The 23,043-nt window shown below is 45.3% G+C and carries 16 protein-coding genes and 1 pseudogene; 3 read left to right on the forward strand and 14 right to left on the reverse strand.

The annotated features are described in order from the left end of the window. Nucleotides 1-19: 19 nt before the first annotated feature. The 7 genes from lpdA to sdhC form a co-directional block, all read right to left on the reverse strand. Nucleotides 20-1,471 (reverse strand): dihydrolipoyl dehydrogenase, encoded by a 1,452-nt coding sequence (gene lpdA / locus JMY03_RS11185; RefSeq protein ID WP_201603755.1) that lies wholly within the window; start codon nucleotides 1,469-1,471, stop codon nucleotides 20-22. A gap of 273 nt (nucleotides 1,472-1,744) precedes the next feature. Continuing rightward, nucleotides 1,745-3,007 (reverse strand): 2-oxoglutarate dehydrogenase complex dihydrolipoyllysine-residue succinyltransferase, encoded by a 1,263-nt coding sequence (gene odhB, locus JMY03_RS11190; protein WP_201603757.1) that lies wholly within the window; start codon nucleotides 3,005-3,007, stop codon nucleotides 1,745-1,747. A gap of 175 nt (nucleotides 3,008-3,182) precedes the next feature. Continuing rightward, nucleotides 3,183-6,065, reverse strand: coding sequence for a 2-oxoglutarate dehydrogenase E1 component (locus JMY03_RS11195; protein WP_201603759.1), 2,883 nt, complete (start codon nucleotides 6,063-6,065; stop codon nucleotides 3,183-3,185). 602 nt (nucleotides 6,066-6,667) lie between these two features. Then, a complete protein-coding gene (locus JMY03_RS11200) occupies nucleotides 6,668-7,378 on the reverse strand; it encodes a succinate dehydrogenase iron-sulfur subunit (protein ID WP_025646150.1) in 711 nt (236 codons plus the stop codon). Nucleotides 7,379-7,554: 176 nt separating this feature from the next. Beyond that, nucleotides 7,555-9,405, reverse strand: a complete 1,851-nt coding sequence (sdhA, locus tag JMY03_RS11205; RefSeq protein ID WP_025646151.1) for a succinate dehydrogenase flavoprotein subunit — start codon at nucleotides 9,403-9,405, stop codon at nucleotides 7,555-7,557. Nucleotides 9,406-9,677: 272 nt separating this feature from the next. After that, a complete protein-coding gene (sdhD, locus tag JMY03_RS11210) occupies nucleotides 9,678-10,085 on the reverse strand; it encodes a succinate dehydrogenase, hydrophobic membrane anchor protein (protein ID WP_037059282.1) in 408 nt (135 codons plus the stop codon). Next, the gene (gene sdhC, locus JMY03_RS11215) at nucleotides 10,085-10,471 is read right to left on the reverse strand and encodes a succinate dehydrogenase, cytochrome b556 subunit (protein WP_025646159.1); all 387 of its coding nucleotides are present in this window, start codon (nucleotides 10,469-10,471) and stop codon (nucleotides 10,085-10,087) included. The genes sdhD and sdhC overlap by 1 nt, the downstream gene beginning before the upstream one ends. Nucleotides 10,472-11,483: 1,012 nt before the next feature. Between sdhC and gltA the strand changes: the two genes are divergently transcribed. Beyond that, complete coding sequence (gltA, locus tag JMY03_RS11220; RefSeq protein WP_201603761.1) at nucleotides 11,484-12,779, forward strand: citrate synthase; 1,296 nt, start codon at nucleotides 11,484-11,486, stop codon at nucleotides 12,777-12,779. Nucleotides 12,780-12,897: 118 nt separating this feature from the next. Here the strand turns inward: gltA and JMY03_RS11225 are convergent, their stop codons facing one another. Together JMY03_RS11225 and JMY03_RS11230 are read right to left on the reverse strand one after the other, a co-directional pair. Beyond that, nucleotides 12,898-13,914: a hypothetical protein gene (locus JMY03_RS11225; RefSeq protein ID WP_201603763.1), complete on the reverse strand. Its 1,017-nt coding sequence runs from the start codon at nucleotides 13,912-13,914 to the stop codon at nucleotides 12,898-12,900. Between the two features lie 257 nt (nucleotides 13,915-14,171). Continuing rightward, nucleotides 14,172-14,705, reverse strand: coding sequence for a type IV secretion protein Rhs (locus JMY03_RS11230; RefSeq protein ID WP_227675614.1), 534 nt, complete (start codon nucleotides 14,703-14,705; stop codon nucleotides 14,172-14,174). Nucleotides 14,706-15,340: 635 nt separating this feature from the next. Here JMY03_RS11230 and JMY03_RS11235 point away from each other — a divergent pair. Continuing rightward, a complete protein-coding gene (locus JMY03_RS11235) occupies nucleotides 15,341-16,630 on the forward strand; it encodes a replication-associated recombination protein A (protein WP_201603765.1) in 1,290 nt (429 codons plus the stop codon). Nucleotides 16,631-16,753: 123 nt separating this feature from the next. Beyond that, entirely contained in the window at nucleotides 16,754-17,866 is a 1,113-nt protein-coding gene (ribBA, locus tag JMY03_RS11240; protein WP_201603766.1) for a bifunctional 3,4-dihydroxy-2-butanone-4-phosphate synthase/GTP cyclohydrolase II, read from the forward strand. 412 nt (nucleotides 17,867-18,278) lie between these two features. On the opposite strand, the gene JMY03_RS11245 is transcribed toward ribBA, so the two are convergent. The 5 genes and pseudogenes from JMY03_RS11245 to JMY03_RS11265 all read right to left on the reverse strand — a co-directional run bounded on the left by JMY03_RS11245 (nucleotide 18,279) and on the right by JMY03_RS11265 (nucleotide 22,773). Then, the gene (locus JMY03_RS11245; protein ID WP_025646170.1) at nucleotides 18,279-18,785 is read right to left on the reverse strand and encodes an acyl-CoA thioesterase; all 507 of its coding nucleotides are present in this window, start codon (nucleotides 18,783-18,785) and stop codon (nucleotides 18,279-18,281) included. Nucleotides 18,786-18,808: 23 nt separating this feature from the next. After that, nucleotides 18,809-19,801 carry a hypothetical protein gene (locus JMY03_RS11250; protein WP_201603768.1) on the reverse strand — a complete coding sequence of 331 codons (993 nt, stop codon included), beginning with the start codon at nucleotides 19,799-19,801 and terminating at the stop codon, nucleotides 18,809-18,811. Nucleotides 19,802-19,833: 32 nt separating this feature from the next. After that, nucleotides 19,834-20,700, reverse strand: a complete 867-nt coding sequence (locus JMY03_RS11255) for a uroporphyrinogen-III synthase (RefSeq protein WP_227675615.1) — start codon at nucleotides 20,698-20,700, stop codon at nucleotides 19,834-19,836. Between the two features lie 172 nt (nucleotides 20,701-20,872). Continuing rightward, complete coding sequence (gene hemC, locus JMY03_RS11260; protein WP_201603772.1) at nucleotides 20,873-21,889, reverse strand: hydroxymethylbilane synthase; 1,017 nt, start codon at nucleotides 21,887-21,889, stop codon at nucleotides 20,873-20,875. Between the two features lie 139 nt (nucleotides 21,890-22,028). Beyond that, nucleotides 22,029-22,773: pseudogene (locus JMY03_RS11265) on the reverse strand (LytR/AlgR family response regulator transcription factor). Nucleotides 22,774-23,043 lie beyond the last annotated feature (270 nt).

Here is a 23,043-nt window from a genome sequence, read left to right on the forward strand (position 1 = left end):
GGACATACCTGCACGGATACTATTTACGTTTTTTACGCTGAATAGCGTGAATAGCACGGCCATCAGCAGATAAGGCAGCTTCATGTACCGCTTCTGAAATCGTTGGATGCGCGAAAGTCATCAGCTGCAAATCTTCGATACTAGAGACAAATTCCATCGCGATCATGCCCTGATGGACGATGTCGCCGGCGCCAGCAGAGATAGCATGCATACCGAGTAAACGATCGGTCTTAGCATCGGCAACGACTTTGATTGAGCCTTGCGCTTCACTTTGCGCCAGCGCGCGACCGTTAGCAGCTAGATTGAATGAGCCTGTTTTGACCTCATAGCCTGCATCCGCAGCTTCTTTTTCAGTCAGACCAACCCAAGCGATTTCTGGATGGGTATAGATAACGTTGATAATAGTGTCATAGTTGACTTGTGCTTTTTCGCCATGAATGCGCTCAACCGCCATCATGCCCTCTTCCATCGCTTTATGCGCGAGCATCGGGCCACGTACTAAATCGCCAATAGCATATACGCCATCTAGATTGGTTTTGCACTGATCATCGACATCGATAAGGCCGCGTTCGGTTAACGTCACACCGCTGTCCTCGCCAAGTAGCTTCTCAGAGTAAGCACGGCGACCGACACAAACGATCAATTTATCAAAGCTCTCATCTGAGGCTTCGCCTTTGTTTTCGCTAGTGACGACGACTTGACCGTCTTTGACTTCTGCATTAGTCACTTTGGTATCGACGCGGATATCTAAGCCTTGTTTTTTGAACATCTTACGAGCTTCTTTGGCGATATCTTTATCCGCAGCGGCTAAAAATTCAGGCAGCGCTTCATAAACCACGACTTCCGCGCCCAAGCGACGCCATACTGAACCAAGCTCAAGACCGATAACGCCTGCACCAATCACGCCCAAGCGCTTTGGCGTCTCAGTGAAATCAAGCGCGCCAGTCGAGTCGACGATATGCTCGTGATCGACTTTGGCAACTGGAATATCGATAGGCACAGAACCTGAGGCTAAGATAACGTTCTTGGCAGTAATAGTGCTTTCTGCATCATCCTCTAGCGCAACAAATTTAACTTTTTTGTCATCGCCTTTACCGTCGACTAACGTTCCCCAACCTTGTAGCCAGTCAACACCATTGCCCTTGAGTAGTGCCGCAACACCGCCGGTTAATTGCTTGACGATACCTTCTTTACGCTCAATCATCTTCTCGACGTTGATGCCGACATCACCAGTGCTGATGCCATGCTCGTCGAGCTCGTCTTTTGTCGCCTCATAGCGATGTGAGGTATCAAGTAAAGCTTTTGATGGAATACAACCAACGTTCAAGCAAGTACCGCCAAGCGCCGGCTCGCCTTTGTAAACACGTTTTTCGATACAAGCGACGCTCATACCCAACTGACCGGCACGAATAGCCGCTTCGTAACCACCAGGTCCGCCGCCGATAACGACTAGATCATAATTATCTTTCATAGTAGTTTCCTAATATTTTTATCGTAAAATTTAGTTTGGCTCTATGCTATTGACGTTATTCTCGCTTGCATAGCTATTTATTTTAATCGATTGATAAAGCATCAAATTCAAGATGTATAGCTAATACACTATCTTGATAGGATGATTTATCTAAAATGAATAGCGAGAGTTTTAAGGTGAAGTTTATTGTTCTAAACAGTAGGCAAGACAGAACATTTATTGACATAAAGTTAAAAAGCTTGTATTAGCAAATGCCAATACAAGCTTAGAAGCTTATAGGTCTAATAACAGCATGGTTGGGTCTTCGACAAGATCCTTAAGTGTCACCAAGAACTGTACCGCCTCTTTACCATCAATCATACGGTGATCGTACGACAGCGCTAGGTACATCATTGGCAAAATCTCAACCTTACCATCGACAGCCATCGGACGCTCATTAATCGCATGCATACCTAAGATAGCAGTTTGCGGTGGGTTCAAGATAGGCGTTGACATGAGTGAGCCAAAGACACCGCCGTTAGAGATGGTGAACGTACCGCCTGTCAGCTCATCAAGACCGAGCTTACCTTCTTGTGCCTTACCGCCAAGCTCACGGATTTTGCTTTCGACATCCGCCATGCTCATCTGATCCGTGTCACGAAGTACAGGTACAACTAAACCGCGATCTGATGATACAGCAACACCGATATCATAAAAACCATGATAGACGATATCATCGCCATCGAGTGAGGCGTTCACTGCTGGGAAACGTTTTAGCGCTTCAGTAGCAGCTTTGACGAATAACGACATAAAGCCTAGACGCACACCATGACGCTTCTCAAACTGATCTTTGTACTTAGTACGCATATCCATTAGTGGCTTCATGTTGACTTCGTTGAACGTCGTCAGCATCGCTGTTTCTTGAGTCGCTGATAGTAGACGCTCGGCAACACGCTTACGCAAACGAGTCATCGGTACGCGCTTTTCGCTACGCTCGCCCGATTCGGCGACTGGCGTCCCCTTATCGTTTTTGATGCTGCTATCGGCTTTGAGTTTAGGGCTTGCCATATCAGATTTGGTAACTCGGCCATCACGGCCACTGCCTTCGACATTTTTTGGATCAACGCCAGACTCTTTCGCCGCTTTACGTACCGCTGGGCTTTGGTCTTTATGATCGTCTTCTTTTTTGTCTGTCGCTTGTACTGGCTCACCGCCATCAGCTGCTTGCTTTTTCTGTACTGGCGCCACAGGCTGATCTGGATTGACGGCTGGAGCTTCCGCATCATCACCGCTGCTGTCTTCACTATCGGTACTGCCGCTAGCGCCAGCTTCAAACTCAGCGATAAGATCGTCTGACTCAACCGTATCATCGACTTGCTTAACGATTTTGGTGACTACGCCGTCATCTGGAGCGACTACTTCTAATACAACTTTGTCCGTTTCGATTTCCGCTAAGATATCATCACGGTTGACTTGTTGACCTTCAGTAACGTGCCACTCAACGATCGTGCCATCAGCTACCGATTCTGGAAACACGGGGGCTTTAATCTCAGCCATCGATATACTCCTTAGATTGGGATAAATATTATTTATTATGAAATTGTGGTAACCAGCCAAATCATTTGATTCACTTTAATTTAGTACTTTGTTCCAATACTGTGGTGAAATGAATAACACTCTGACTGCTACCACCTGTTTGTTTGATCTTTCTTAAAGCTAATACTGTCAAAAACTACTTTGTCAATTGTGAGACTTCTACACCTAAGCCGCCGGCAATTAAGTCTTGCTGCTGACTGGCATGCAATTTTGGCGATCCAGTAGCTGGTGCGGCACTTGCTGGACGCGCAACAGGCTCCATCACTTTCGCTTTGGTTGGGTGCGGAACCACAATACGGAACATATGCGGCGCTAGATAATACCAAGCCCCTTGGTTTAAAGGCTCCTCTTGCGTCCAAACGATCTCTTTTAAATTGCTGTATTTATCAAATTCAGCGATCAAACGCTCTTCTGGTAGCGGGTATAGCTGCTCAATACGTACGATAGCCACATGGTCTAAGCCCAATTCACGGCGCTGCTCGAGTAAGTCATAATAGACCTTACCCCCACAAAGCACTAAACGGGTAATTTTATCGTTATCCTGCTCATCAATCTCAGAGATCACCGTCTCGAACTTATGACCAGTCGATAACTCTTCTAGCTCTGAGGTAGCAAGCTTATGACGTAATAAGCTCTTCGGCGACATTACGATCAAAGGCTTACGAATCGGACGTACTGCTTGACGACGCAGGGCATGGAATATCTGCGCTGGTGTCGTTGGAGTAATCACTTGCATGTTATCTTCAGCACACAGCTGCAAGAAGCGCTCAAGACGAGCTGAAGAGTGCTCAGGACCCTGACCTTCATAGCCATGCGGTAATAACATGGTCAAGCCGCACACGCGCTGCCACTTAGTCTCACCACTAGCGATAAACTGGTCGATGACCATTTGTGCGCCATTGACAAAGTCACCAAACTGAGCTTCCCAAACGATTAATGCATTTGGCACAGTCGTAGCATAACCATATTCAAAAGCAAGCACTGCCTCTTCTGATAAAAGCGAGTTATAAATTGCAAAGCGCGCTTGATCTTTACTCATATGCGCTAATGGCACGTACATACTGCCATCGTTCATATTGTAGATCTCGCTATGACGATGCGAGAAAGTACCCCGGCCAACATCTTCGCCAGTGATACGTACTAAGGTTTTGTCATGGTCAACTAAGCTGGCGTAAGCGAGTGTTTCAGCCGCGCCCCAGTTTAGTGGCTCTTCACCGGTTTGCATCGCTAAACGCTGCTCAACCACCTTTTGTACTTGACGCTGTAGCTTATAACCTTCAGGCATCACTGCCATCTGCTTACCATAGCCTTTTAGGATGTCGATATCGACGCCAGTATCCCAGTCATCTTCTAACTCATGACCTAAATAAGGGGTCCAATCGACAAACAGTGCTTCATCAGGCTCACTCACTAAAGAGTTCGCGACATACTCGCCGCGATCTAGTGATTCGCGGTATTCGTCTTCGTATTTAGCGGCTTCATCTTTGCTAATAACGCCTGCATCGATAAGCTTATTGGTATAAATAGTGCGCGTCGTTGGCAGTTTTTTAATCACTGAATACATCAGTGGCTGCGTTGCTGAAGGCTCATCCGCTTCGTTATGACCATTACGACGATAGCAGAAGAGGTCAATAACGATGTCTTTGCCGAACTCATGGCGATAATCTAGTGCCAATTGCGCGGCAAACACTACCGACTCAGGATCATCACCATTCACATGTAAGATAGGCGCATGTACCATCTTAGCAATATCTGTACAGTACTCTGTCGAGCGCGCATCTTCTTGACGGCTAGTGGTAAAACCAACTTGGTTGTTAATAACGATATGTACTGTACCGCCAGTAGTATAAGCGCGGGTCTGTGACATCTGGAAAGTTTCTTGTACAACACCCTGCGCTGCAAAAGCAGCATCACCATGAACGACAATCGGTAATACCGAATTACCGTCTTTACCATGATCTTTTGGCTGGTCATTACGGCGAACTTGACGGGCGCGTACTGAACCTTGTAATACAGGTCCCACAATCTCAAGATGTGATGGGTTAAAGGCCAAGGCCAAATGTGCCTCTCCGCCAGGTGTCATCACGTTTGAAGAATAACCATTATGGTACTTGACGTCACCTGAGCCTTTTTCTGGCTGCACTTTACCGTCAAACTCATCGAATAGGTCCGCTGGATTCTTACCTAGGATATTGACGAGTAAGTTTAGGCGTCCACGGTGCGCCATACCGATGACCATCTCTTTGGTGCCGTAGCCACCAGCGCGCTGAATGATCTCGTTTACCGCAGGAATAAAGCTCTCACCGCCTTCTAGACCGAAGCGTTTTACCCCAGTATATTTACGTGCTAAGTATTTTTCTAATCCTTCAGCAGCCGTTAAGCGCTCAAGAATAGATAAGCGCTTTTCTTTATCGAATTCTATATGACCAAGATTGCTTTCCATATACTGCTCCATCCAGCGCTTCTCAACGCTAGTGGTCACATGCATATACTCGATACCGATATAACGGCAATAGACGCGCTCCATGATCTCAATGATCTCACGTAGCGACGCTTCAGGCTTACCAATTTTTAAATCATTGGTCGGAAAGACGGTATCTAAATCAGCTTCTGATAAGTTGTGGTAGGCCAGTGTTAAGTCTTCGACTTTGTCACGTGGATGCAAATCTAAGGGATCAAGCTGGGCACGGCGATGACCGCGGCGACGGTAAGCGGAGATGAGCTGCTGTACGCCCATTTGCTTAGGGTCAGCACAATTAGCAGTGCTATCACTATTAGCAGCTGAGGCACCAGCTTTGTTTGCCGTTTGATTGCGTGCCAGTAACAAGAACTGATCTTGAATGGCGTTATGCTTAGCATCATTTGGCGATTGATATTGTTTGAAGTACTGCTGCCAATTCTCATCGACACTGTTAGGGTCGGTTAAGAACTGCTCATAAAGCGCTTCGATATAATGAGCATTATCAGCGGCAAGTTCTGTGTATCCTGCATCGGCTTTTCTTTGAGTTGTACTATTCATAATAATCGTCTATTTCATAGATAAATGAATGGAAGTTGCGGGTTGTACTTATAATTATTAGTAACTTTTAGAACGTCTTGGGCTAAATCAATTATTTGTGAACGCTCAGTCTTATTATCTTAGTCGTTTGATAATAATAATTTATATATACTAGCTCTAGCCATAACTATGTCTATCGCTTAGTTTTAACTTTGAAGCGCTCATTAGCGTTTATGGTTTAAAGAGTCTATCGGCTACAAATATTGTATCCTTTTACTCTCGTCACTCTCACTAAATGATGCTCCCTAGGGTAGCACGGCCCACAAGCTAACCATAGTTTGTTTGTTCAATACTAGGTATTTAAGTAATGAATATTCACTATCATAGCCAATGTTAAATACATTGAGCCACTACTAATGAGCATAAAAAACCAACATAGAAAGCGAAAATTTCGTTAATTAAGCTATTATGGCCTATGATAACATTTTCGCTCGTAAGTTTTTATGGCTAGTTTGTCATTATCGCTGTACTTAGCACAAAATATTAACAAAAGAAAAACACCGCCTTAGGACGGTGTTTTTTTTGTGTCTGATAAATAGTATGTCGCTTATTGACCTACTAGATTAGCCTGCTTGATCGATAAGCAAATTACGCAGATGACCGATAGCTTTGGTTGGGTTTAAGCCTTTTGGACAGACTGAAACGCAGTTCATAATACCGCGGCAGCGGAACAAGCTGAACGGATCATCTAAACGCGCTAGGCGAGCTTGCGCATCCGTATCACGACTATCCGCTACGAAGCGATAGGCGTGTAATAATGCTGATGGGCCCAAGAATTTATCTGGGTTCCACCAAAATGAAGGGCAGCTGGTCGAACAGCAAGCACATAGAATACACTCATAAAGACCATTCAACTGCTCGCGCTGCTCAGGAGACTGTAAGCGCTCTGTCGGCGGTGCTGGCTGATCATTAATCAAATAAGGATGTACTTTTTCGTACTGCTCATAGAACTGGTTCATATCTACGACTAGGTCACGAACGACTGGCAGTCCAGGTAGCGGTCTGATGGTAATCTTCTCAGGTAGCGTGTTCATGTTAATAAGACAGGCTAGGCCATTTTTACCATTGATGTTCATACCGTCCGAACCACAAATACCTTCACGGCACGAGCGGCGGAAAGTGATGGTCTCATCTTCTTTCTTTAGGCGTAATAATAAATCAAGCAACATACGATCTGACTCTAGTAGCTCAATCGTATAGGTTTGCATGCGCGGCGCTGCGTCCACATCAGGATCGTAGCGATAAATTTCGATGGTGCGAGTACCTCGGCTCATATTGCTAAACTCCACACTTAGTAAGGGCTGGCATACAAGGATTTTATTCTCTTAGCGTAGGCGCTGCTGAGTAACTTGTAGCTGGCAGTAAACTGCCTAAAATTAAATATCTTAATACTTTATTGGTACTAGCGCACTAGTATGCGCTAGTACCAAACGATCCAAATAGCGATTGACTAATAAACACGAACTTTTGGTTCAATATAATCGACCGTCAATGGCGTCTTACGTACAGGCTTATAAATGATACGGTTATCATCAGAGTACCAGATGGTATGCTTCATCCAGTCGTGATCGTTACGACCATTTGGCGCATAATCATCGTCTTCAGGACGGTCATAGTCGGCAACACTGTGCGCGCCGCGGCTCTCATGACGGCTAGCTGCTGAGATCATCGTCGCTTTGGCTACTTCGTATAAGTTAATCACTTCAAAAGCTTCGATACGCGCGGTGTTAAATACTTGCGACTTATCTGCTAAATGAATATGATCGATCTTTTCTTCTAGCGCCAATAGCTTCTCTACGCCTTCATCCATAAGCGCTTGCGTACGGAAGACGCTAGCATGCTTTTGCATAATTGCGCGAATCTCATCAGCAACGTCTTGTGCATTGTAGCCTTCGGTTGACTGCTGTAGCTTATTCAAACGGCCAACCGTAAAGTCTAGCACATGAGTATCTAGCGGCTTGTAGTTATGATCGTTATGATGGAATCCATCAACGATATGCTTGCCTGCTGCACGGCCAAAGACGACTAAATCAAGCAGTGAGTTAGTACCTAAACGGTTAGCGCCGTGGACACTAACGCAAGCGCACTCGCCAATAGCATATAGACCTTTGACAATCGTGCCTTCGCTATACAGACCTTCGTCGTCGGTACCAGCTTCTAAATTCGGGGTGATGACCTGGCCATGAATCGTGGTTGGAATACCGCCCATCATGTAGTGAATCGTCGGAATCACCGGAATAGGCTCTTTGGTGATATCGACGTTAGCAAAGTTTTTACCAATCTCAAATACCGATGGCAAACGCTTCATAATCGTATCAACGCCCAAATGGGTCATATCCATAACGATATAGTCAGCATTTGGTCCACAGCCGCGGCCTTCTTTGATTTCTTGGTCCATAGAGCGCGATACAAGATCACGTGGCGCTAAGTCTTTGACCGTTGGCGCGTAACGCTCCATAAAGGCTTCGCCATCTTTGTTACGTAAGATAGCGCCTTCACCGCGGCAGCCTTCGGTCAATAGTACACCGGCTCCGGCCACACCCGTTGGGTGAAACTGCCAGAACTCCATGTCTTGTAGAGGAACGCCAGCGCGAACCGCCATGCCGATACCGTCGCCAGTATTGATATAAGCGTTAGTAGAAGCAGCAAAAATACGACCCGCACCGCCCGTTGCCAGTACAGTCACTGGCGACTGGAATACTGCAACCGTGCCCGTCTCTTGCTCAAGAGCGATAACACCGTTGATATTACCGTCTTCGTCTTTGATCAAATCAAGAGCAATCCACTCGATAAAGAACTGCGTACCTTGTTCAAGGTTCTTTTGATATAAAGTATGCAACAACGCGTGACCGGTTCTATCAGCTGCCGCGCAAGCACGTTGCACCGCTTTTTCGCCGTAGTTTGAGGTATGACCACCAAACGGGCGCTGATAAATCGTGCCATCTTCGTTACGGTCAAAGGGCATACCCATGTGCTCAAGCTCGTAAACCACTTTTGGCGCTTCACGGCACATATATTCGATAGCGTCTTGATCGCCTAACCAGTCTGAACCTTTGACGGTATCGTAAAAGTGGAAATGCCAGTTGTCATTGCTCATGTTCCCCAAACTTGCACCAATACCACCTTGAGCGGCTACAGTATGTGAGCGTGTTGGGAATACTTTCGTGATTACCGCAACATTCATACCCGACTCAGCCAGTTGTAGCGAGGCACGCATACCTGAGCCACCACCGCCGACGATGACTGCATCGTAATTAAGGGTTTTGATGTTACTAATAGTATTGTCTTGTCTTGTTGCCATTGTGATTTTCCTAATGCCTGTTTGTGCTCGCGCCTGTGTTATTTATACAAGATGCCAGCGAAGTAACTACAAGGGCTATCTACTATCTAAATCTGTGCTATACACTTATAAAAGATAAGAGCTTGGCGCGTTATGACCGTTGTCATCGGTATTTATTGATATAGCGACTGGCCTGTAAGAATTAAAATGCTAGGCGCTACTGTCAAAAATAGCTTAAGCGCTAATGGTTATAATCAAGCGAACGCATCACTTATCAAGCGTAATGCTAAAAATTATACGGCGATAACGCCAAAGCCATTGCCCCAAAAGATCATGATGCCCCAGAACAAATAAACTAAAATGGCAAGAATCATAAAAGTCTGTAGTACCATTCTGAGTTTAGTAGCACTTTCGCCCATCTTTCCTGAAGTGATATAGTCAGTAAACACAGTCCACATACCTACCCACGCGTGGCCAGCTAATGCCAAAATAGCAACTAAGCTAAATAGACGCATAGGTAAGCTGTACATAAAGCTCGACCATTCTAGAAAGGTCACGTCTCCATGGGTCAAAAAGAAGCCCAGTAATACGATACTGTACACCGCTAGAACAATAGCACTAATGCGCTGCACCATCCAATCACGCGTTCCTGAACCAGTAAGGCCTGTAGCGCTTTTTACTCCTGAATTATTCTTTATCATTAGAACATCACCCATACAAATGACGCGACAATCAATATCGCTGCAATCACGAAACTGACAAAAGATGCCGTACGTGCTGATTTCAACTCTTCATTTTGGCCATTATCAGCAAATAAATGCTTCACACCCATTACAAAATGATAGGCCGTAGCAGCAACAAATATCCATGCTAAGAAACGAAGAAAAACGTTATCGAATACGGTCAAAAAACTCTCAGGCGATGCCAAAGAGGTTTGCAGTAGCCACAACATAACAGGAATGAGTAAAAATAGGATAATGCCAGAAATACGATGCAAGATTGACGCAATCGCAATCGGTGAGCGGTTAACGCTAATCACTTGGCTTAAGGGCAGATCAATAGGTCGGTTGCTTTTCACAGCGGGCATCCTTTTAGCGGTTATACTCGAGTTCTACTTATGGTTTAGCAATCGTCTACCAAACACACTGAGTAACATACGAGATGAATAAAATAAGGAAGAGCTAGCTGACTTTGCTAAATGCACGTTACGCCATCATGGTGATATGACATACTTACTAAGCGATGATTGCATTATTCTAGCTAGTGTCTGTCAACCACCATAAACACAAAAAAAAGATAACGCCATCGGCTATCTTTATTAAGAATAACTACATGATCATCATTCTAAAAATAGAATAAATAACAATAACATTCAAGTCTTAAACGCTTTTTAATCGCCAAAACACCCTATCAATCGTAACAAGATATTAGAAAACGACCTTGTTAGCTGTCAGCTTCTGATAGGTTTGCGTTAAATTAACAAAGCGTATGTCAGTTAAATTACCGCAATTATAAAATGACTGGCCACTAATTACAAATTTATCCCCAAAATAGTCACTTTTGTCGTTGTTTTTACAAAAACTTAAGCTTCAGTGAGTGTTGGTTCAACTTTTCTAGATTTCTCTCTTAATCTGTCTACAATATTTATAAAGGTATATCACAGCTGTATATCTTCTTATATAAAGTAGGCTATCAGCATAGTCTTGCTACTTTGTAATTATTTACCAGTACCCTCATCATCAATATGTGCTTAAGATATATAGTGCTCTTCATCAGTTTGTTTCAGTAACATATGCCTTATAAAAGTGTTAAAACGGATGAAATTAACGCTAAATTACACATCAGACATATTTTGATACAACTTATCACCCTTTTAGCTGCCTTTAAAGCCTACGAATCTAGTGTTTGGAGAGAAAAGTATTTTCACCTCTTCCTGAATTACTGCTAATATAGCTTACATATGAAGTGAGCGGCATACAAAGTACCGCTCCTCAGTAATGACTTAACCAGTAACGAGTCAAACCGTTACGACTACACCGTATGACGCACTAGCAAGCGTCGCTTTTACATTCATACGCTAAAACAATGGAGAGGAAATTATGGCTGACAACATTAAGTCAAATAATGAAGCCAAACTAACCGCAGAAGGTAAGGAATACCAACTTCCTATTATTCAGGGTACTTTAGGTCGTCCAGTTATCGATATCGCTGCCCTACAAGATTCAGGCTTTTGGTCTTATGATCCTGGCTTTAAAGTGACTGCCCCTGTTGAGTCAAAAATTACTTTTATCGATGGTGGTAAAGGCGAGCTGTTATACCGCGGCTACCCTATCGATCAGTTAGCAAACCATGCTGAATACCTAGAAGTGGCTTATGCGCTGATTCATGGCGATCTACCAAACGCAGAACAAAAAAAGGATTTCTTTGAGAAAATTCGTAAGCATACTGGCGTCCATGATCAGCTACGTAAATTCTTTGAAGGCTTCCGCCGTGACGCACATCCTATGGCGATTATGGTCGGTGTTGTTGGAGCGTTATCCGCGTTTTATCATGACAAGCTCGACATCAGCGACGAAGATCATCGCGAAATCACGGCCATCCGCTTAATCGCTAAAATGCCAACTCTTGCGGCTATGAGCTATAAATACTCACAAGGCGAGCCGTTCATGTATCCGCGTAACGACTTTAGCTACGCAGAAAACTTCTTATATATGATGTTTGCTACTCCTGCTGATGTTGATTATAAAGTCAATCCTATCCTCGTTGATGCGATGGACAAAATCTTTACTTTGCATGCCGATCATGAGCAAAACGCTTCGACGTCTACTGTACGTCTAGCCGGCTCTACTGGTGCAAACCCTTATGCTTGTATCGCTGCAGGTATCGCCGCTCTATGGGGTCCATCACATGGCGGCGCGAACGAAGCTGTCCTTGAGATGCTAGATGAAATTGGCACAGTGGAAAACGTACCAGCATTTATGGAAAAAGTGAAAAGCCGTGAAGTAAAACTGATGGGCTTTGGTCACCGTGTCTACAAAAACTTCGATCCACGCGCGCAAGTACTGAAAAAAGCTTGTGATGAAGTATTAGAAGCTCTAGGTATCGACGATCCTAAGCTTGAGCTGGCTATGGAATTAGAAAAAATCGCTTTAGAAGATCCGTTCTTCATCGAGCGTAACCTCTATCCAAACGTTGACTTCTACTCTGGTATTATTCTAAAAGCTATTGGTATTCCAACGTCTATGTTTACGGTTATCTTCTCGTTAGCGCGTACCTCAGGCTGGATCAGCCACTGGATTGAGATGCATAGCGCACCGTTCAAAATCGGTCGTCCGCGTCAGCTCTATACCGGTGAGACGCATCGTGATCTTGTTAAGGTTGAAGACCGCAAATAAGAATCAACGATTTAGTTGTCTTACTAACCTTCTGTACTAATATAGCAAACCATAAAAAATCCCGCCGATGAGCGGGATTTTTTATGGGTGATATTTTATGCTTAGTTTTTATAAGCAGTTACTGAAACTCTTCTAAGGTCTGCTCGTATTTCGCAATTTGCTCATCATAGTCTTTAATAGTTTCATTAAACTTGGTCATCAACTCTTCAAACTCTTGCTGCTGAGCGATTTTCATCTCTTGCATGTAGCGGGCTTGCCGAGCTTCTATTTGCTCCCAAATTTGGTGCTGGACGATGAGACGCGCTAATGCCGGACTTTTGGCATTGAGCCTGTCGGCAAGCTCTGTATGTTCAAACAGCTGTGGTATCAAGGCGGCGATATTGATTAAGGTATTGACCTCGGCGCTACTCAGTGGCTGTGATATCGGCTGATAAAGCGCATCGATGGTTTGCTGATAGCTGTCGATGATTTGTTTTTCGGTCAAGATTGTCGTTTTTCGCGGCTCAGCGCTAATGCGTCTTAATACGCTCAGATCGCGCTCACCTGCATCAGTGCTGCTATTTGGTTCCAGCTCAGTATCAATATTAATATCAGTATCGACATCAGTGTCAGTATTGGCAACGGTCTCGGTTAAGGCGTCAGATTCATTCGCTGAAAGCTCAGCATCAGTAGTGCTATTATTTGCTGTGGCTGAACTGGATCCAGCAGCGGTATCCACCGCCGCTTCATTGTCATCATTAGTCACGTTATTTAGTAACAGATCATCTTCACTGGTCGTCATATCAGCCGCTTGCAAAGACTCATACTCTGCCTGTAACCGGCGCTGTAAGCTCTGCATTTGCGCCACATATACTGGCTGCATCTGCTTGATATGGGCAGCCGCTGAATCACTTTGAGGTACAGGCTTCATCTCTTCAGTAGCCGCTTGCTCCTCTGCGTTAGCCGTACTGTCATCGACTTCTGATTGTGGCTGACATCCCACTAATAGCGATGCTGCTAGCACCATAGACGCTAATACTTGAGGCGATTGGCGGCCGGCAGCTTTAGTAGGTCGTTTATGGCGCATTTGCTGGTCGTCAGCATCAGTGTCAGTGCCAGCATCGGTTTTGGGTCGAACAAGCAGAAAGTTAGGCATCAGAGAACATATCCTTTGTTAAGAGCGCCGCTATAAAAGCTAGATTAAAGTATAAATGGCTACCTTTGACTCACTTGCTCCTAGGGCGTGTTTATTCTTTATTAAAAAGTGTTTTATTGAAAAGTGCGTCGCTTTCATCATAGCGACTATCGCTGACAATCTGAAGATTAAATAGTGAACGAGCTATCGTCAGTATCTTTTTGAATAAATACCAATGTTAAAATGCTAATGAGTATCCTTGTCAATTAGTGCTAATGTTAATTAATACCTTTGCTAGGCTTTATTTGCTCAGTCGCCGCGGTCAAAAAAGGTATGCACTCCTCTAAGTCGTTGCAATCCTTCCCAAGCTTACGACGAATAAAATAGTCTTGTACCATGCGCGCTTGCTGCTCAATGCCATATCTAAAGAAGGATTTGCCCGCTTTTAGCTCATAAGCATAACGCCGATTGACCAGCGCTCCGCGTACAACCTTTAGGCCTTGTTGCCATTGCCAAACGTGAGTGAGCTCATGAATCAGCCAACTTTGTTTGCCAAGTGCAGCCTTGCTAAAGTCATCAAGCCAATTATCAGGATGAAAATAAATATGACCATTGGGACTCACTGCATAGTTTTTTAGCACCCACCAAGCGGTTTTTAAGCGCACATCTTGTAAGTGCAGACTGTCGCCAAAAACCGAGCGTGCCAGCTCACACTCGCCTTCAGTCAAAGGCCGTGATTGTTGATTAAAACGATCCCGACTTATTAGTTTAGACAACAGTCGCGATAACGATTTGGGAGAATAGCGAGACATTATTGAGACCGCCTTAAGGTAGTTTTGGAAGCTTTGTTTGCTTGTACTTTCTAAGTGCTAATTAATCTAAGATTATAAAATCAAACGCGCCACAGTAATGAGTTTTGCGCCGTTGCTCATCAGCAGCAAGTGACAGTCATACTAGTTTGCGATCACTGTTTCAAATTAAAATGGCTCTAAATCACCATCGTTTAATTATTAAAACAGAAATATTAAAACCAATCCACTTGTGAATAGCGAATATGCCCTAATATCAAAGGGGACAGTCCTTTTTAAGATTGTGCTTTTTTATTTAGGGCGTGTTAAACATTCGACCATGGCACTGACAGAGACTATTTTTTAGGCGATTTGCAGATAGAAATTTTAAGTTTAGTCGTTCTAAGCGTCTATTTTTATCAATAAAGCGGCAAAAAATAGTCCTGTCCCTGTTGTTGTCGCGAGGGCTGATGCTAAAATCGCCCTAGTCGTTGCGACTGTTTAAATAAAATCAGCTAACCAATGCAATAAGCATTATCTGCAATTTTAACGACGACTAGAACACAGCTTTGATTAACTAGTAGCTATCAGCAGTGCGCATTTGTGAATGTTCAACACGCCCTAATAGCGCATTACTTTTAATACGCCTTAGGAATTTTATGCCCTCTGCTTTTCATGCTGATACGCCTTTAGCACAGCGTATGCGCCCTACGGCTTTAGATGATATCATCGGCCAAGAACATCTGTTAGCCGCTGACGCGCCGCTGCGGCGTTTGGTCGAACAAAACCATCTGTCCTCTATTATCTTGCACGGGGAAGCAGGCATTGGTAAAACTACTATCGCGATGCTATTAGCAAAAGCGGTAGGCCGACCGTTTCATGCTTTATCAGCTTTGAACACTGGCGTTAAGCAACTGCGCGAAGTGCTCGATAACAATGACTCGCTCAGCTTTGAGTCGCCGGTGGTTTTTATCGATGAGATTCATCGGTTTAATAAAGCCCAGCAAGATGCTTTGCTTGGCGCAGTGGAAGCAGGTGATATTACTTTAATTGGCGCAACTACTGAAAACCCGTCTTTTAGTGTCAATAATGCTTTGCTGTCTCGCTGCCAAGTCTACCGCTTAGAACCGCTGGATAATGAACAAATCGCTGCTGTCTTGCAACGGGCACTCACTCAAGATACGGTGCTAAAAACTTTAAACATTGAGCTACAAGCACAAGGCTTTATTAGTGAGCTGGCACACGGCGACGCTAGAAAGGCGCTAAATTTACTAGAGTTGGCGGTGCAGACTGCTGATCCTAAGCATACCCCGATTATCATCGATGATGAGATTGTCGGGCGCGTGGCACAGACAGCATTGGTGCGATACGATAAAGATGGTGAGCAGCATTACGATATCATCTCAGCGCTGATCAAGTCGGTACGCGGCTCGGATCCAGACGCGGCGCTTTATTGGATGGCTAGAATGCTAGTCGGCGGTGAGCCTGCTGATTTTATCGCGCGGCGGCTGGTCATATTGGCGAGCGAAGATATCGGTAATGCCAATCCAAATGCGCTGCTGCTCGCAGATGCAGCCTTGCGTAGTGTGCAGTCTATCGGTATGCCTGAGGCGCGGATTATCTTAGGACAAGTGGTGGTCTATTTGGCCACTAGCGCTAAGAGTAACAGCACTTATAAAGCGATTAATGCGGCGATGCGCTTAGCGGAAAAGGACGCCTCCCCTGTACCGCTGCATCTGCGTAATGGCGTGACTAAACTGATGCGTAATGAGGGCTACGGCGCCGGCTATACTTATCCGCATAACTACCCCAACCATTACTACGCGCAAAGTTACTTGCCTGACAACCTCATTGGCACCCGCTTTTATGAGTATGCTGACAATCAGCGCGAGCAGCACAGTAAGACGTTTATGGATTGGCTAAAGAGCCAAGCTGCTAGTAACGACTGACACGCGCTTAAGAGAATAATTACCTGTAGTACAGCACGTAAGCGTATCTACTGTTACAATTCCACTGTTACAATGACGCATCGATCTTTTGACACCCAAACCAATAAAAATATAGAGAGTCCTATGAGTTTAAATACTATTCCTGAGATAATTGAAGATATTCGCGCCGGTAAGATGGTCATCTTGATGGATGACGAAGACCGCGAAAATGAAGGCGATATCATTATGGCTGCCACCCATGTGCGCCCTGAAGATATTAACTTTATGATCACCCATGCTCGCGGCTTAGTCTGTCTTACCTTATCACAAGCGCGCTGCCAGCAATTGGCACTACCACTGATGTCAGATCGCAATGAGGCTAAGTTCAGTACCAACTTTACCGTCTCTATCGAAGCGGCTGAAGGAGTGACTACAGGTATTTCGGCGGCTGACCGGGCGCGTACCATTCAAGCAGCGGTGTCTTCGGCAGCGAAACCAGAAGATATTGTCCAGCCTGGGCACATCTTCCCCATCATGGCACAAAACGGCGGCGTGCTCCACCGCGCCGGGCATACCGAAGCAGGCTGCGACTTAGCACGCCTAGCAGGGCTTGAACCTGCTGCAGTGATCGTTGAGATTATTAATGTGGATGGGACGATGGCTCGCCGTGATGATTTAGAAGTATTTGCCAAAGAGCATGATATTAAGATGGGTACGATTGCTGATCTTATTAACTACCGTATCGCCAATGAGCAAACGATAGAAGAGATAGAGTCGCGTCCATTTGAGACGGAGCATGGCAGCTTTACCTTGCACCGCTTTCGCGAATTTGGCGCTGATGAGACGCATTTAGCCTTAGTCAAAGGTGATGTCAGTGCTGGCGTCAGTACTGTACGGGTACACGGCTTTCATCCGCTGCGAGATTTATTTGCCGCCAAAAACGATACGACGGGTCGCAGTGGCTGGAGCGTACAGTCGGCACTAGAGGAAATCAGTGCTTCAGAGCGCGGAGTCATGGTTTGGATTGGCAGTCATCAGCCTGTCGATCTTGGCGATGCGTTAGATAAAGCGGCAGGCAATGAGTCCTTGTCAACGATCACTCAGCAGCCCTATCGTAGCATCGGTGTTGGCGCGCAAATCTTGCGCCATCTAGGCGTACGTGATATGCGTCTGCTATCTTCGCCCATGAAGTTTTATGCGCTATCAGGTTTTGATCTTAATGTGGTCGATTTTGTCAGCGCTCCCAATAAAGAATAAAGTGCTGTATAAGTAAATTATTTTATTCAAAACTGTAGGGCGTGTTGAACATTCGACCTTGGCACTGACAGAGACTATTTTTTAGGCGATTTGCAGATAAAAATGGTAAGTTTAGTTGTTCTAAGCGTCTATTTTTATCAATAAAGCGGCAAAAAATAGTCCTGTCCCTGTTGTTGTAGTTAGGGCTGATGCTAAAATCGCCCTAGTCGTTGCGACTGTTTAAATAAAATCAGCTAGCCAATGCAATAAGCATTATCTGCAATTTTAACGACGACTAGAACACAGCTTTGATTAACTAGTAGCTATCAGCAGTGCGCATTTGTGAATGTTCAACACGCCCTAATTAAAAATAAAAAGGCACGCTAGCTACTGTTAGCGTGCCTTTTTTTGTCGATAGAATGATAGAAGCGCTTTAATGCTCTGGGGTATGATCAAATTGCGCTTCTAAAGCGAGCAGGCGCGAGCGCTCTTTAGCTGTCCAAGGCAGTTTGTGCTCGCTATTATTATCTAAACGTACGATGACCGCTTCTGCCTCTGCTACTACCTCTTGCTGCTGCTGGCTATAATAGCTATATTCTATAATCATGCTGGTAGTACCCAAACGCTGACAACGTAGACCTATAAGTAGCGTGTCAGGATAAGTGACTGGCCGCAGATATTGGCAACTTGAATGCGCCAGCAACATAGCGCCGCTCTCGAACAGATCTAAGGCTTGCAAATAATGAATGCGCGCCGACTCAGCATAACGATAATAAACGACGTTATTGAGATGGTTTAAGGCATCCATCTCACCCCATTGCACCACCTGAGAGTAAATGACAGGATAGTGCTGTAAAGCAGCGGGCGTCTCATCTTCCCCATTGCTATGCGTCTGGTTCTGCTGTTTGACTTTGGTATGCTCAGGACTAGTAGGGCTCATAGTAGAGTATCCATAATTCTGTGTTATTGATTATTTTTAGGCTGATTTAGCACTTGGGTGGTCAGTAGTGGCATAGACTCAGGAGGACTGGCTATTAACTCATCCAACCAAGTAATGACTTCGCTAATATTGCTCGGCGTTTTTACCGCTGATTTGTCACTGTTAGCATTAGCAGCACTGAGATTAGCCGTTTTCTGCTCTGTTGATGACTCACCTTTTGAGACGCTGTGGTCTTTAGCCTGCGTTGGGACGACTAAGGGCTGTAGCTGAGCGCGCGTTTGGCTCAAGTAGCGTGTCAACTGATCAGGCTCACGCATATTGCTCGCTTGTATGGCTAAGTTAAGCGTCATCAGCGCTTCGTGAATGATCAACTGGCGGCGGCTAAGACTGGTGTTTTTAGACGGTAAAGTGTGACTGGACTGCTCATTACTTTTGGTGACTGAGCGACTATCAACAGACTTTTCATAGCGATGCAAAAAGGTTTGGATATCTTGAATAGCTAAGCTCTGTAATTGCCACGGGCTAGGCTGAGCACTCCGCGCTTGCAGACGCTCGATGTCATCACTGAGGCTTTGCTTAATGACGATATTGAGCGCCGGGGCGATCTCATTGTTTGCTTGTGACAGTTGCCACTGTAACCCAGTTAATAAGTCAATCGCCGCGCTATAGTTGTTATCTACAAGCAAACTATCTGCCGCTTGCATCTGAATACGCAATAAGTCTAACTGATTCTGCGCTTGACTGGTGAGCGGCGCTTTAGGAGCTGGCGCGGTCTGCTGGCTAATGGCAAACAGACGATCATCCATCTCATTGAGACGAGTGACTACTTGCTCATTATTATTCAGGCGCTCTTTAATTTGGCTCTCAAAGCGCTGCTGACTGACGTAAAGCCAAACCAGCGCTAGTGCTAAAAGTACAATAAACAACCACTGCAAGCGCAGTAATAATATATTCGCTTGCCGGCGCTGCTGAATGACTAAAGGCGACTCAGATGACGGTTTAGGCTCAGTTGACATAACAAGCACCATTATTTAAAAGAAGATAACTATTAGGGCGTATTGATTGCCATCGAAATTGTTTCAGGAGATAAATCCTCGACCTGAATATACATAAGCTGCTGCGCGGCCACCATGTCCGCTAAGCGTACGCCTAGCACCACATAACGAAAGTCGTCTAACCTAAGAGCGCCCGTATGTCTTGTTTGTGCTTGCTGCACGACACTGACCCAATGCTCAAACGCGGTGCCACTGCTGATAATCACAATAGGCTTAGGTTGCGATGTGCTAGCTTGGTCTTGTTGATTAAGATAGCTTGCTAACCATGTTGCATAATCACTCGCCGCCGAGTTTGGCATCATGCGCTCATACCATGCGATGCTCTCGATCTCAACCCCGCGCGCCTGCAACGTATCGACCAAAAGCCTACGCCCGCCAAGCCCGCGCCAAACCAGTAATTTATCACCTGCTTGCAACCGTTCAATCTCTGGCATCGCTAGCATGCCTTCATTATTCGCTACTAACGGCTGTAGTACTGGCTGAGTCGCCGCTTGTAAAACCTCAGCGGTGGCGTCACCAACAGCAATGATAGCGCTTGGCGGCTCATAGTGAGCGCGCTTCGCTGTTATTGGCTCGATTGGCTGCACTTGCTGCTCATCAATCAGCGCTTGCCAGACGGCCAAACCGGACTGCGCGGCGGTAGGACTGACCACCACTAACGCTTGATAATCACCGGCAAGCCAGCGCCGCATGATGTCGATATCGGCATCGACGACCGCGCGCGTCTGCAACCTCAGCATGGGCATCTCGACTACTGCAAAGCCGACATCTTGCAAGTGCTTGGTCAAAGGAGCGGCGCGTTCTATGGGACGGGTATTAATCACTACTGGTGAGAGGTTACGAGACATTGAGGTGGGCACCGAGTTAAACCTTGAATGAGACATTAAATGACACAGACAAATGCCGCTATGGTCAATCGCCAATACAATAGCGGCATCATTATTAAAGCACGAGTATTATGATGCGCAGCTGGCAGGGCCTATACTAATTATTGCTAATTGCTCATTGCTCATTGCGACTTAAATTATATGCTTAAGGGTTATAAATAGCATCCAAAATAGCGCTAGCACCTTTTGCTAGTAGTTGCTCAGCAACATCAATACCTAGCTGATTGGCTTGCTGCTCTTTTTGTGCTTGTGTGCCGCTCAGCGTTATGCGCTTTTCCGCTTTTAACAGTCTACTGCCATCTTCTTCACCAACGCGTCCGCGCAGCCATAAGGTGTCGCCATTATCATCATTAAGATTACTACTGATATCGGCAGCATCTGCCATTTGCAATATCGCGTAGGCGGCAATGGGCACCTGACACCCGCCTTGCAAGTGACGGTTCAGCGCGCGCTCAGCGATTAGGCGAATACGCGCCATATCATCATTGAGCGGAGCTAGTAGTGCCATTACCTCTTGATCGTCCTCACGGCATTCGATAGCCAAAGCGCCTTGGCCCACTGCCGGTAGGCATGTATCGATATCCAGCTCGCTACGGATACGCTCGTCCAGCTCAATACGCTGCAAGCCACTAGTGGCAAGGATAATCGCATCATACTCTCCAGCGTCGAGCTTACCGAGTCTCGTTCCTACGTTGCCGCGCAAAGTCTTAATCTGTAAGTCTGGGCGATAGGCTTTGATCTGGCATTGGCGACGTAGACTTGCTGTGCCGACCACAGCGCCTTGTGGTAGCTCATCGATATTATTATAAGTATTAGACACAAAAGCATCGGTTGGCGAGGCGCGCTTGCAATATACCCCTAGCGTTAGACCTTCAGGGAGCTGCATCGGCACGTCTTTGAGCGAATGCACAGCGATATCTGCCTGTTTTTCATAAAGCGCCTGCTCAAGCTCTTTGACAAATAAGCCCTTACCGCCGATTTTTGCTAAAGGAGTGTCCAAAATTTTGTCACCCTTAGTGACAATTTTGAGCAGGTTGATGGTCAAATCAGGATATAAGGCCGATAATCGATCGCGAATATGCTCAGCTTGCCATAAGGCTAAAGGGCTTTGACGAGTTGCGATGTTCAAAGTAGACAAAGGAGATGACTGAGTATTGCTCATAGATAGCCTCGGAATGATAAATATAAAGAGATATATCAGAATAAAATGATTTTAGCGCAAAAAAATACCCCTATTTAAGCATAAATAGAGGTCTTATGATATGGTCGGTTAATTAAGGCGTGTTTAACACCCTTAATATCTACATACTTTGGATTTTTTCGCGTAACGCGGGCAGATGGCGACGGCTCACGGCTCACGGCTAGCGTCTCATCTGTTCCTTTAAAGCGCACTTGATAACGACCGCCTTCTATTGTTTCTAAGAAGTCCAAAAAATCTAAATTAATAATGGCATTACGGTGGACACGAAATAAGCGATCGTCGAACTCTTCTTCTAGCTCTTTTAACGTCTCGTCAATCAGCACTATCCCATCAGTGTGACGGACTTTGACGTATTTTTGATCTGCCGTAAAATAGTAGATATCGCTGATGTTAATTAGCTCAACCCCGCGGTGGGTACGAGCTGCGATGTGCTCACGTGGCGGACGCGACATTGGATCTTCAAGCTTACGAATGCCATCGAGCTGCGCGGCATTTAAATTGCTGGCCTTACTCAAAGCGTCAATCAGCTCATCTTTATTGGCAGGCTTTAACAAGTAGCCAATAGCATTGGCCTTAAAAGCGGCAATAGCATAATGATCGTAAGCGGTGACAAAGATAATCGCTGGCGGATGTTCAAGCTCGCCAAGTATTTGCGCGCAGCGTACGCCATCCATCTCAGGCATACGTATATCGAGCAGTATGAGCTCAGGCTGATGGAGTTTTACAGCGTCAACCGCTTCAGCTCCAGTGCCTACTTGCGCCACAACTTCATGGCCTGATTGTTTGACAATCCTGACCAAACGCTCGCGTGCGAGTGGCTCATCGTCACAAACTACTATCCGCATAAAACACCTCTTCTACTCTTTACTCAGTCGGTTGGTTCAAAATCGTCATCTTGACTATCGCCAGCCACTTTTTATATCTATAGCGACTATTTTATACTTCTTATGTTATAGCTTTCGTTTTTACCGTGGTTATCATTTAGGACACTGACAATTTAGGGAGATGACTATTTTTCTTGGGTATGTACTTCATTCTGTAATAGATCTAACACAGTCAATACAGAGCAATAAACATACCATATTGCAGGTATTACTTATGCTTTTTTGAGTATT

Source organism: Psychrobacter submarinus (genome assembly GCF_904846685.1).
Lineage (GTDB): Bacteria > Pseudomonadota > Gammaproteobacteria > Pseudomonadales > Moraxellaceae > Psychrobacter > Psychrobacter submarinus.